Source organism: Streptomyces sp. NPDC025784 (genome assembly GCF_055558435.1).
In genome coordinates this window covers 205,612-217,791 of the sequence record NZ_JBVHMN010000013.1, presented here as the reverse complement: position 1 = coordinate 217,791, position 12,180 = coordinate 205,612, and the positions used below count along the sequence as shown (strand labels likewise).

The 12,180-nt window shown below is 71.8% G+C and carries 9 protein-coding genes; 8 read left to right on the top strand and 1 reads right to left on the bottom strand.

Annotated features, from left to right (window positions below):
• Nucleotides 1–8 precede the first annotated feature (8 nt).
• Complete coding sequence (locus tag ACZ4IF_RS28020; RefSeq protein ID WP_467567645.1) at nt 9–830, top strand: class I SAM-dependent methyltransferase; 822 nt, start codon at nt 9–11, stop codon at nt 828–830.
• A 447-nt stretch (nt 831–1,277) separates the two neighbouring features.
• Entirely contained in the window at nt 1,278–2,351 is a 1,074-nt protein-coding gene (locus tag ACZ4IF_RS28015) for a MerR family transcriptional regulator (protein WP_467567643.1), read from the top strand.
• Nucleotides 2,352–2,423: 72 nt separating this feature from the next.
• Here ACZ4IF_RS28015 and ACZ4IF_RS28010 read toward each other — a convergent pair whose 3' ends face one another.
• Entirely contained in the window at nt 2,424–3,629 is a 1,206-nt protein-coding gene (locus ACZ4IF_RS28010) for an MFS transporter (RefSeq protein ID WP_467567641.1), read from the bottom strand.
• A gap of 73 nt (nt 3,630–3,702) precedes the next feature.
• Between ACZ4IF_RS28010 and ACZ4IF_RS28005 the strand changes: the two genes are divergently transcribed.
• From ACZ4IF_RS28005 to ACZ4IF_RS27980, 6 genes are all read left to right on the top strand, one after another.
• Nucleotides 3,703–4,458, top strand: a complete 756-nt coding sequence (locus ACZ4IF_RS28005) for a DeoR/GlpR family DNA-binding transcription regulator (RefSeq protein WP_467567639.1) — start codon at nt 3,703–3,705, stop codon at nt 4,456–4,458.
• 4 nt (nt 4,459–4,462) lie between these two features.
• A complete protein-coding gene (locus tag ACZ4IF_RS28000) occupies nt 4,463–5,095 on the top strand; it encodes an HAD family hydrolase (RefSeq protein ID WP_467567637.1) in 633 nt (210 codons plus the stop codon).
• A gap of 315 nt (nt 5,096–5,410) precedes the next feature.
• Nucleotides 5,411–6,658, top strand: a complete 1,248-nt coding sequence (locus ACZ4IF_RS27995; RefSeq protein WP_467567635.1) for a MalY/PatB family protein — start codon at nt 5,411–5,413, stop codon at nt 6,656–6,658.
• 280 nt (nt 6,659–6,938) lie between these two features.
• Entirely contained in the window at nt 6,939–8,519 is a 1,581-nt protein-coding gene (locus tag ACZ4IF_RS27990) for an outer membrane protein assembly factor BamB family protein (RefSeq protein ID WP_467567633.1), read from the top strand.
• A gap of 633 nt (nt 8,520–9,152) precedes the next feature.
• Entirely contained in the window at nt 9,153–10,247 is a 1,095-nt protein-coding gene (locus ACZ4IF_RS27985) for a DUF1996 domain-containing protein (RefSeq protein ID WP_467567631.1), read from the top strand.
• Between the two features lie 155 nt (nt 10,248–10,402).
• Nucleotides 10,403–12,157: a discoidin domain-containing protein gene (locus tag ACZ4IF_RS27980; protein WP_467567629.1), complete on the top strand. Its 1,755-nt coding sequence runs from the start codon at nt 10,403–10,405 to the stop codon at nt 12,155–12,157.
• Nucleotides 12,158–12,180: the final 23 nt, after the last annotated feature.

The window sequence follows — 12,180 nt, the reverse complement described above, 5'->3', positions numbered from 1 at the left end:
TTGGGGGCGTGACGACCACCGCATCGCAAGAAGCGTTCCTCCATGCCTTCCACGCCGAGCGTCCGGCGGTGACCGCCGAGGCGTTCGGGCGTGGCCGTGCTCCCGACGGCCGGTCCAGTTACGAGATTCTGTGCGACCGGGTCGCCGGCAGCGGGCGCGTGCTGGACCTCGGCTGTGGCGACGGCCTGCTCCTGGAGCTGCTGGCCCGGAGCGACGGCAGGCGGCTCGCCGGGGTGGACCTGTCGCCCGAATCGCTGGCGCTCGCCCGACAGCGGCCGGCCCTGTCCGGCGCCCGGCTGGAGGAAGGCCGGGCCCAGGCCCTTCCTTTTGCCGACGACAGCTTCGACGCCTGTGTCTCCCACATGGCGCTGATGCTCATGGCCGAGATCGACCAGGTCGCGGCGGAGGTGGCGCGAGTTCTCTCGCCGCGAGGTGTGCTGGCCTGTGTGGTGGGAGGCGGCGCGGTCGGTGGCGAGGCATACGAACGCTTCGTCGGCCTGTTGCGTTCCACGATGCAGGAGTTGCCGCCCTCGCGGCGCATCCCGTCACTGGGAGACAGAAGGACCCGCACACGTGAGGGTCTCGACGACGTCCTCGGGGCGGCGGGCTTCGCTCCCGTGGAATGGGACACCTTCGCCATCGATCTGAGCGGCCCCGTGGAGCAGGTGTGGGAGACGGTGTCGGGCCTCTACGACCTCGGCCCGCTGGACCACACCACGGTGGAGCGCCTGCGGGAGGACTTCCTCACCGAGGCGGCGGAGTTGACGACGCCTCAGGGGATCGTCCCCTGCGCCTTCACGATGCACCTCGCGACGGCGCGACTGCGCTAGGGGGTTTCGTTCGGATCGGCTCGGGTCCGCGACGCCCGGCACGGCACCTCGCCGCGTTGTCGGACCACCCGAGTACGCCCGGTACGCGGGTGATCCTCCGCCTTGCGAGGCACCGCACCGGACGCCGCGGCCCGATCGGAGCCGATCCGAACGAAACCCCCTAGGCGGCTCGGCCGGGCACGGGCCGTGCGGTGGCCGACGCGGTGTGCATGCGTCGGTGCGCGGGCGGGCGTGAGCGCGTCTTCGTACGCGTGTGTGTGCGTGTGTCGGTGTGCGCGGGCGGGTGGGTGTGCGTGTGTCGGTGTGCGTGAGCCGTTGTACGTGCGTGTCTCGGCGCGTGCGCGCGTCGGCGGGAGTGCGTGGTGCGGCGCCTGTTGACCTTCACCTTGGGGCAGGTCACAGCATGGGTGGGGCCGGGCGACCTGCCCGGCAGGAGGAGGAGAGGGCATGGGGCTGTTGACCATCGGGGCGTTCTCGAAGGCGTCCCGGCTGTCGCCGAAGGCGCTGCGTCTCTACGACGAGTTGGGCCTGCTGGCCCCCGCTCGCGTCGACCCGGTCACCGGTTACCGGCTCTATGACCCGGAGCAACTGGACCGTGCCCGCACCGTCGCCTGGCTGCGGCGCCTGGGAATGCCGCTGGCCCGCATCCGGCACGTGTGCACGCTGGAGCCGGCAGCGGCGGCCCAGGAGATCCGCGTGTTCTGGGCCCAGGCCGAGGCCGACACCGCCGCTCGGCGCGATCTGGCCACCTTCCTCGTCGACCACCTGTCCAGGAAGGACCCCGCCATGACATCGACCGCAGGCACCCTCGGAATCCGCTACGCCGCCCTGTCCGACACGGGACTGGTCCGCGCCGGCAACCAGGACACCGCGTACGCCGGACCCCGCCTGCTCGCCGTCGCCGACGGCTTCGGCAGCGCGGGGGCGCCGGCCGGCGCGGCCGCCGTCGACGCGTTCAAGCACCTCGAAACCGGCGGCATCCCCGCGGGCAGCCTCCTCGCCGTCCTCGAAGACGCGGTCGAACAGGCCCGGCAGGCCGTGTACGACGTCGCCGGCTCCTCCCCCGAAGGGGCCGGCACCACGCTCACCGCGATGCTCTGGACCGGGTCGCAGCTGGCGCTCGTCCACATCGGTGACACACGTGCCCATGTCCTGCGCGACGGTGAGCTGTTCCAGATCACCCACGACCACACCGTGGTGCAGTCGATGGTCGACGAGGGCCGCATCAGCGCCGAGGAGGCCGTCTCCCATCCCCAACGGTCCTTGCTCATAAGGGCCTTGGGGCACGGCGCCTACGGCACCCCCGACATGCGCCTGCACGACGTGCGGCCCGGGGACCGCTATCTCCTCTGCTCGGACGGACTGTCGACGGTCGTCGACCCCGCGGAGGTCCGCCGGGTGGTCACCACGGTCGCGGACCCGGAGCAGGCGGTACGCGAGCTCGTGGCTCTGGCCAATCGCTCCGGCGGACCCGACAACGTCAGTTGTGTGGTCGCGGACGTGTCGGAGGTGCCGCAGTAGGAGTGCGGCGGCCGGCGCCCGGCACGGCCTGCCGCCCCACGCGCGGGCAACGTCCCTGTCCCTCCTCGGCGTTCAGAGGTTGCTCGGCTCGGCGCTCCGCACCGGCGTGGCCGTCGGCTGCGGGCTGCCGGAGGCGGGGCGCAGGATGCCGGCCGTGACGGCGCCGACCACGCACAGGGCGACCGGCAGGAGGAGAACCATGTCGAGCGGGGCGAGGTGGGTGAGCGGCCCGATGACGGCGGGCCCGGCGAGCATGCCGAGGTAGCCGAGACCCGCCACCCGGGACACGTTCGTCGCGGCCGTCTCGGGATCGGTGTGTCCGGCGGCGCTGAACAGCTGGGGGACACAGCCGGACAGGCCGATCCCGAACAGGGCCCAGCCGGCCAGCGCCAGGGGCACCCACGGGGCCAGAGCCGCCGTGCCGAGGCCGAGGGCGGCGACTCCGGCTCCGTGGCGCAGGACGGCGACCGCTCCGACGCGGGCGGCGATCCGGTCGGTCAGCAGGCGTCCCACGGTCATCGCGGTCGCGAAGGCCCCGTAGGCGAGGGCGGCGGTGGAGGCGGGGGCGTCGAGGACGTCCCGCAGGTGCAGCGCAGACCAGTCGTTGGCCACCCCTTCGCAGAGCATCAGCATCAGGGCGAGCGCGGCCAGTGCCCAGACACGGGGCGGGGTGCGCCGTCGTACCGACCCTCCGGCAGGGGTGGCGGCGTCCCGCGCGGGCGAGGTGCGCAGCAGGGCGGGCGCGGCGAGCAGGCCGGTCGTCAGCCCGAGCGCGGCGACCACGCCCAGGGTGGCGGCCGGGGAGGCGCCCGCGCCGAGGGTGCGGGCGCCGAGCAGCGCGGCCAGCACACCGCCGATCGAGAAGACGGCGTGGAAGGCGGACATGACGGGGCGCCCGTAGGCGCGTTCGACGTGCACGGCGTGGGCGTTCATCGCGACGTCCAGGCAACCGTTGCCGAAGCCGAGGGCCAGCAGGGCGCCGCCGAGCGCGAGGGGGGCGCTCGCCAGTCCTGGCAGGGCCAGAGCGGCGCTGCACAGCGCCGCCCCGGCGGGTACGGCGATGCGGGCGCCGAGGCGGTCGGTGAGCGGACCGACCAGCTGCATCCCGGCGAACGCGCCGGCGCCGAGCAACAGCAGCAGCCAGCCGAGCACGGTGTGACTGATCCCGGCACGGTGCTCGATCACGGGGATGTGCACGATCCACATGCCCATGACGAAGCCGTTCAAGCCGAAGTAGAAGAAGGTGGCCCAGCGGGCGAACCGAAGCGAGCGTGGCATGCAGCGAACATACAGAACACTTTCTTTGTTCGTAAACTCCCATCTCGAACATGCTTGATGTTCAATAGGAGTCATGAGCAGCGAACGACTGAGGCAGATCACGGATGCCGTGCGTGCGGCGGGCCGTATGGGCGTGGCCGAGCTGGCCGAGCTGACCGGGGCGTCGGAGATGACCGTCCGCCGCGATCTGGAGGTCCTGGCCGCGCAGGGCGTCCTGGAGCGCTATCGCGGAGGGGCCCGCACGCTGCTGCTGCGCGGCCAGGAGCCGCCGTTCGCGCTGCGCGCCGCCGAGGGCCAGGAGACCAAGCGCCGCATCGCCGAAGAGGTCTGCCGTCTGATCTCCGACGGCGAGTCGGTCGTCCTCGACAGCGGCACCACCTGCCTGGAGGTGGCCCGGATCCTCCACGACCGCCGTGTCACCGTGATGCCACTGTCCCTGCACGCCGTCAACGCCCTGACCGGCGGCGCCGAGGTGACCCTCCTGGTCCCCGGCGGCCAGCCGCGCCCCGGCGAACTCGCCCTGACCGGCCCGCTGACCGAGGCCTCGCTGGCCGCGCTGCGCTTCGACACCGCCGTCATCGGCTGCTGCGGCCTCACCGCGGCCGACGGCCTGACCGCCTACGACCTGGCCGATGCCGCGACGAAGCGCGCGGCGATCGGCTCGGCCCGTCGCGTGATCGCGGTCGCGGACGCCCCCAAGCTGACCCGCACGGCCCTGGCCTTCGTCGCCCCCGCCTCCGCGCTGCACGCGATCGTCACGGACACCTCGGCCCCCGAAGAACCCACCGCGGCCCTGGCCGCGGCGGGCGCCGTCATCCGGAAGGTGTGACGCCATGACGGACACCGTGCTCTTCGATCTCTTCGGCGTCATCGCCCGCACCCAGTCGCCCGAGGACCGCGAGCGAGTCCTGCGGGCGGCGGACCTGCCCGCGGCGCACTCCGCCGACCGCTTCTGGGACGCCTACTGGTCCCTGCGCCCCGACTACGACAGCGGACGCACCGACGGGCGGCAGTACTGGCGGCAGGTGGCCGAGGCACTGGACACCCGCTTCGACGCGCGGCGCACGGACGCACTCGTCGCCGCCGACATCGCCGGCTGGGACGGCGTCGACCCCGACATGATCGGCCTCCTCGGGGAACTCTCCGCCGCGGGTCGCGACATCGCGCTCCTCTCCAACATCCCCGCGGAACTCGCCGCCCACTACGAGCGCCACCACGGCTGGCTCGGACACTTCCGGCTGCGCGCCTTCTCCTGCCGCATCGGCCACGCCAAGCCCGACCCGGCCGCCTTCCGGTGGTGCGTCGACGCGCTGGGGACCGAGCCCCGGAACATCCTCTTCGTGGACGACCGCCCCGAGAACGTACGGGCCGCCGAAGAGCTCGGCATACAAGGCCACCTCTTCACCGGTGCCGCCCCCCTCAGGACCGTACTGACCTCCAACGTCCGGGGCGGCGGGGAGGTTTGACCGCCCGCCGACGCCCTCCCGGCGGACGCGCATCATTGCCGCGTCCCGTCGGCAGGCGGCCTCCACCGCCCGCCGCCCGGCCCCTGAGCAGCCTCACTCGGCCTCCCGGCGGGTTGTCCCACCGCCGGTCCGTACCGGCGCGTTCGGTGGACGTGAGAGGAAAGCCGGGGCCGAAGGGGCGCGCGTTCGGCCCGGGGGGACGATCCTGTATGCGGGGCGGCCCGGGCTCCGGAAGCCGTGGTCCGGGCGCCGTCCCGCAGGCGACCAGCACCGTGACCGCACTGTCCCGGTCTCGTCCGGGGATGGGAGGAGCGCGTGAGCGAGCGCACGAGCGAGGCACCGTCCGAGAGGGGCGACGGCGGGCGGACGGATCCACTCGTCCAGCTGTCCCTGGCACAGCTGAGAGCGCGCACCAGCATGAAGTGGCGTACGCACCCCGAGGACGTGCTGCCGCTGTGGGTGGCCGAGATGGATGTCCCGCTCGCAGCGCCCGTCGTCGAAGCGCTGCGCACGGCCATCGATCTGGGCGACACCGGATACCCCCACGGAACCGCCTACGCCGAGGCGCTCGCGGCCTTCGCCGGCAAGCGCTGGCAATGGGACGACCTTCGCGTCGAGAACACGACCGTCGTGCCCGACGTCATGCTGGGCATCGTCGAGGTGCTCCGCCTGATCACCGGTCCCGGCGACGCCGTAGTGGTGTGCTCGCCGGTGTACCCGCCCTTCTACGCGTTCGTCTCCCACGACGCCCGTCACATCGTCGAAGCACCCCTCGGGTCCGGCCTGCGCATCGACCTCGGCGCCCTGGAGCACGCGTTCGTACGGGCCCGGCGGCACGGCAGGCGTGCGGCGTTCCTCATGAGCAACCCGCACAATCCCACCGGCACCGTCCACACGCGCGAGGAACTCGAAGCGGTAGCCGAGCTGGCGCGCCGGCACGGTGTACGGGTGGTGTCCGACGAGATCCACGGACCTCTGGCGCTGCCCGGAGCCACCTTCACCCCCTTCCTGACGGTGCCCGGCGCCGAGAACGCCTTCGCCCTGACCTCCGCCTCCAAGGCCTGGAACCTCGCGGGCCTCAAGGCCGCCCTCGCCGTCGCCGGTACGGAAGCCGCCGACGATCTGCACCGCATGCCCGAAGAGGTCGGTCACGGCCCCAGCCACCTCGGAGTGATCGCCCACACCGCGGCGTTCCGTGACGGCGGCGAGTGGCTCGACGACCTGCTGAGCGGACTCGACGCCAACCGCGCTCTGTTGGGACAGCTCGTCGACGAACACCTCCCCGGGGTGCGGTACCTGCCGCCCCAGGGCACCTATCTCGCCTGGCTGGACTGCACACACCTGAACCTGCACACCGACCAGCACTGCGCCGACGGCCCGGGCGTGGTCGGTGACGTGGCCGGACCGGCGAGGATGTTCCTCGACCGGGCCCGGGTCGCCCTCAGCTCCGGGCACGTCTTCGGCACCGGCGGCGCGGGCTGCGTACGCCTCAACTTCGCCACCTCGCCCACGGTCCTGCGCGAAGCGCTCACCAGAATGGGACGAGCTCTGTCCGGACTGTGAGACATCCGCAGCGACGCCGAAGGCCGGTGACCGCCACCGCGGTCACCGAAGGCGATGGCCTCGATCTCGATGTCGACGCGACTCGATCCGGATGACGACACGAAGGGGGAGCCGGCACCGTCGGGCGCGGTCTGACTCGTCTGGGTTCGCTGAGCAACGCGCCTTCTGGGAAGTCGGGTTGCGTCGAGCGTGCGGGTGCGTGCCGGTGACCGGCCCGAAGGCGGTACATTCCGCGCAGCAGGCGTACCGAGGGGGCGTGCGCCGGGGGCGGGGGTGTGTGATGCGTGCTCGTGCGGCGGCCTTGACCGTCGCCGTTCTGCTGTGCGGTGCCGTGTTCGGCGCGGCGGTGACCCTGGTCGCGACGGGCGAGCGGGCAACGCCACGGGCGACGACGTGCGCGCTGCTGTGGGGTGTCGGACTGATCGTCGCCTTCCTGGCGGGCTTCGCCGTACGTCGCCGTGTCTCTCGGTCGGTCGGCGCGCCGGACACCGCCGGAGACGCGACCGGCGGGAATGCCCCGCTGGGCGCGCTGGACGCGGTGGAGGCGGTGGAGGCGGCGGAGAAGACGAAGGCGACCTCGAAGCCCGTCGAGGCCTCATGGCGCGGTACACCCGCCCGGTCCGCGCTCGCGTGCGTCGTGTGCCTCGGCCTCGTCGGCGGGTTCTGGGCCCTCTGGCCGGGCGACGAGCCGGACCGGCGGCCGGCGGCGAAGGCATCGGCCGGCGTGGAGGCGCCCGCGAAACCGACGGTCGCCTGGCACGTCGCGGCCACCGGCGACCGCTACGACGAGGGGCCCGGTGCCTGGGGACTGGGCGACACCGTGGTGCAGGGGCGGGTCGACGGGCTGTCCGCGTACGGGGTGCGCGACGGTGCCGTGCGCTGGTCGGTGCCCGCGCCGGCCCGGGAGGCCGTCTGCGCGATGAGCCCCGGCGCCGCTCAGGGCGTCGGCCTCATCGCGTACGGAAAGCACGACAAACCGTGCGCCACCCTCGTTGCCGTGCGCACCTCCGACGGCCGGAAGCTGTGGACGCGGCACCTCAAGGGCGACGGACTCCCGGCGGGCGGTCTTGGCTCGGGCGGCTCCATCGCCGTCACCGCGGAGGAAGACGCCCTTCGGGCGCGTTCCGCCGAGACCGGCCAGGAGCGCTGGCACCGATCCCTGGCACAGGGCTGCGAGCCCCGGGCCGCGGATGCCGACGCCGCACGCACCCTCCTCGTCGAACAGTGCGGTTCGGATGCGCGGTTGATCGCCCTCGACACCCGTACCGGAAAGGAACGGTGGGCCAGGCGCCTGCCCGTCGAGTCGAAGACCGCGGCCGCCGTGGTGTCCGTGACACCGGCGGTTCTCGCGGTGTCGGAGGACGACCGGCGCGGCACCCGGGCCCTGCTCGGCTTCGACGACCGGGGCGCGCCGACCGCGACCGTGCCGCTGAGCGGGCCCGACGGGGACGTCGTCGTGCCCAAGGGCATACCCGCGGGCACCGGCAGGGAGGGCCGGCCCCTCGTGTTCGGCGATCTGCTGGTGACCTTGACCGAGCGCAAGGAACTGGTGCCTGACGTGGTCGTCGCCCACTCCCTGAAGGACGGACACAAGGTGTGGGAGTACCGGACCGATGGAGTCTCCACGGACGCTCTGGCCCGTGAAGCGGACGGTCGTATCGCAGTCCTGGTCTCCACCGTGGTCGGTGGGCAGATCGTCCTGCTCGACGACTCCGGTGCCGAGCGGGGGCGGATCGAGCCGGCCGACGCCGGGGACGCGGCACTCTCGATCCGTCCCGAGGTGATCCCCGTGAGGGGCGGTCATGTTGTCGTCAATCACATGTCGATGAGCGGCGAGCCCGCCGTCTTCTCTCTGCGCTGACTCGGAAGCACGGCAAACCGACCGGACCGCTCCGGCGGCCTCGCCTGTGTGCTCCGGCGGCCGCACCGGCACGCACGGGCGGACTCGCCGGGCCGCGGCGAGCACGCGGCTCCGGCGGCCGCACAGGGCCCGTGCCGAGGGACCGGTCGGCGGTCCGCCCATCGGGCAGGCACGCTTCGACGAAGTCACCGGCACGCGCCGACGGCCCGGTCGGAGGTCCGCCGATCCGATAGGCACACTTCGACCACGTCACCGGCACGCTCCGACCCGCCGCGCCGGCACGCACCGGCGAGCCCGTCCCGCCGGCCGGCACCGGCGAGCCCGCCGCACCGCCCCGACCGCCCGGTCGGGACGCGCCGCAACGGCCGTGACGCGCCGCAGAGTTCGGGGAGCGCTCTCTCGACGATGGATGGTTCTGCGGCGTGAACCAGGAGTCAAGTGATGCGACCGAAATTCCGAATCGCGTCGCCGATCGAACGTCGATCGGCGCTGTTGGAAGCCGAATCGGGCGCGCCCCACGGCAGTGATCCTTCGACTGGACCTCTTGACACTCTCATGCCACGGCACCAACACTCCAGTCGATGGGAGAGCGCTCTCTCACGCCAACCCCCACCTCCCATCCAGGAGTTCCCCATGCCACGGAGATCGAAGATCCTCTCAGGGACGCTGGTTACGGGCGCGTTACTGCTGACCACGCTCGGCCTGGGCGGCGTCGCGATGAGCGCCGGTCCGCCGGCGCAGGACAACGGGCGGACGACGTCGTCGGCGGCCGGACACGCGGGCCACGCCATGGCCGTGTCGACCGCCTCCTCGCCCGAGGACCCGGACGGCGACGGCTACATACCGGCGAACCCGCCGGTCACCGGCGTCACCCCGTCCACACAGAATCCGCCCCACCGGTACTTCCACGAATTCCAGGCCAACTGCTCGGTGAGCCACACCAAGCCGGACGACCCCATCGTCTATCCGCAGCAGCCCGGCAAGTCCCACGACCACACCTTCATGGGCAACACCACGACGAACGCCGCCAGCACCACGGCCTCCCTCGCGGCCGGCACCACCACCTGCAAGGCGCCCGGCGACAGGTCGGGCTACTGGATGCCGACGCTCTACGACGGCGACCAGCCGGTGCTGCCGGTCGGCCCGCAGGTGATCTACTACAAGGCAGGCGTCACCGACTACACGAGCGTGCGACCCTTCCCGAAGGGGCTGCGATACGTCGTGGGCAGCCCGATGCAGACCGCGGACGAGTTCCGCCACCACCCAGGCTTCGTCGAGGGCTGGGAATGCGGGGACAGTTTCTTCAACGTCGACTTCCCCACGAACTGTCCCGACCGCGCCGACGTGCAGCTCAACATCCGTTTCCAGGCGCCCAGTTGCTGGGACGGCAAGTACCTGGACACGCCGGATCACAAGAGCCACATGGCCTACCCGGTGGTCAAGCCCGGCACCAACGACAACGTCTGCCCCGCCGATCACCCGGTGGCGCTGCCGATGATCGAGTTCAAGATGGCGTTCCCCGTCAACGGCGACCTCTCCCGGGTCAGGCCGGCCAGTGGACCGAGCTACTCGTTCCACTACGACTTCTTCAACGCCTGGGACGACGCCACCCTCAAGGCGCTGGTCGACCACTGTGTGGTCGGCGGCCTGCAGTGCAACGCGCGCGGGTACGACGAGACGCACCCGGAGGCGGGCGCTGCGCTCGACGAGAACTACCGGCTTCCCTGAACGCTCCCGCCGACAGAACACCCCGCGGACTTCCTCCGCGACGTCTGTCGCCGAGGAAGTCCGCCGGGTGGCCCCCCTTCAGAACCGGGCGGCCCCGCCGCCACGTCCCCGCCGCGGCCGGGCCGCCCCTCCACCCGCACACCGGAGCAACCACCATGAACCCACCGCCCCGCACTCGTGCGCGCCGCCTCGCGGCGCCCCTCACCGCAGGCGTCCTGACCGTCGGCGCACTCACCGCACTGCCCGCCGCACCGGCCCACGCCGCGGGCAGCGTCGTCAAGGTGACCGGCATCCAGGGCAATTGGCAGCTGACCGTGGACGGGCAGCCCTACCAGGTCAAAGGACTGACCTGGGGCCCGGCGGTCGCCGACGCAGGCACGTACCTGCCGGACCTGAAGTCCATGGGCGTCAACACCATCCGCACCTGGGGCACCGACGCCTCCAGCAAACCCCTCCTCGACGCGGCCGCGGCGAACGGCATCAAGGTCGTCGCCGGATTCTGGCTCCAGCCCGGCGGAGGACCGGGCAGCGGCGGCTGCGTCGACTACGTGACCGACACGGCGTACAAGAACCAGATGCTCGACGAGTTCCCCAAGTGGGTCCAGACCTACAAGGACAACCCCGGCGTGCTCATGTGGGACGTGGGCAACGAGTCGGTGCTCGGGCTCCAGAACTGTTACACGGGCGACGAACTGGAACGACAGCGCGACGCCTACACCACCCTCGTCAACGACATCACGAAGAGGATCCACACCGTCGACCCGAACCACCCGGTCACCTCGACCGACGCGTGGGTCGGCGCCTGGCCCTACTACAAGAAGAACGCGCCCGATCTCGACCTGTACGCCGTCAACTCCTACAACGCGGTCTGCGACATCAAGTCCGCATGGGAGCAGGGCGGTTACACCAAGCCGTACATCGTGACCGAGACCGGCCCCGCGGGGGAGTGGGAGGTGCCGGACGATGCCAACGGCGTGCCGCAGGAGCCCACCGACCAGGCCAAGGCCGCCGGATACACGAAGGCCTGGGGCTGCGTCACCGGGCACAGGGGTGTCGCTCTGGGGGCCACGATGTTCCACTACGGCACGGAGTACGACTTCGGCGGCATCTGGTTCAATCTGCTGCCCGCCGGCCAGAAGCGACTGTCGTACTACGCGGTGAAGCGCGCCTACGGAGGGGACACCGCCCACGACAACACCCCGCCGGTCGTCGCGGACCTGACCGTCGAGGGAGACCCGGGCAAGGTGCAGGCGGGCCGTGACCTGACGCTCGCCGTCAAGGCGACCGACCCCGACGGCGACCAGGTCTCGTACGAGGTCCTCAGCAACAGCATGTACATCGACCAGAGCAAGAACCTGACCCCGCTCGCCTCCACGGCCCTCGGCGGCGGCCGTCTCAGGGTCACCGCACCCGACCGCCCCGGTGTCTGGAAGATCTACGTCAAGGCGACCGACGGCAAGGGCAACGTCGGCGTCGAGACGCACTCGATCAGCGTCGTCCCGCCCACGGTGGACGGCACGAACGTCGCCCGGAACAAGCCGGCCACCGCCTCCTCCTACCAGACGAGTTACGGCGACTGTCCCTGCACACCGGCCGACGCCGTGGACGGAGACCCCAGGACACGCTGGGCCAGCGACTGGAGCGACCCGCAGTGGCTCCGGGTCGACCTCGGCACGCGCACGTCGTTCAAACACGTGCAGTTGGTCTGGGAGGCCTCCTACGCCAAGGCGTACACCGTCCAGACGTCCGACGACGGACAGAACTGGCAGACCGTGAGGACGGTGACGGGCGGCAACGGCGGCGTCGACGACTTCGACGTCAGCGGAACCGGCCGCTACGTCCGGATCAACGGCACGGAGCGCGGCACCGGCTGGGGCTACTCGCTCTTCGAGTTCGGCGTCTACAACTGACCGATCCACACAAGGGGGTGGGA

What these genes read in the sequence shown, in the direction of transcription:
- ACZ4IF_RS28015 (WP_467567643.1), top strand. Translation starts at nt 1,278, where the DNA reads ATGGGGCTGTTGACCATCGGGGCGTTCTCGAAGGCGTCCCGGCTGTCG.
- ACZ4IF_RS28010 (WP_467567641.1), bottom strand. Translation starts at nt 3,629, where the DNA reads ATGCCACGCTCGCTTCGGTTCGCCCGCTGGGCCACCTTCTTCTACTTC.
- ACZ4IF_RS28005 (WP_467567639.1), top strand. Translation starts at nt 3,703, where the DNA reads ATGAGCAGCGAACGACTGAGGCAGATCACGGATGCCGTGCGTGCGGCG.
- ACZ4IF_RS28000 (WP_467567637.1), top strand. Translation starts at nt 4,463, where the DNA reads ATGACGGACACCGTGCTCTTCGATCTCTTCGGCGTCATCGCCCGCACC.
- ACZ4IF_RS27990 (WP_467567633.1), top strand. Translation starts at nt 6,939, where the DNA reads ATGCGTGCTCGTGCGGCGGCCTTGACCGTCGCCGTTCTGCTGTGCGGT.
- ACZ4IF_RS27985 (WP_467567631.1), top strand. Translation starts at nt 9,153, where the DNA reads ATGCCACGGAGATCGAAGATCCTCTCAGGGACGCTGGTTACGGGCGCG.
- ACZ4IF_RS27980 (WP_467567629.1), top strand. Translation starts at nt 10,403, where the DNA reads ATGAACCCACCGCCCCGCACTCGTGCGCGCCGCCTCGCGGCGCCCCTC.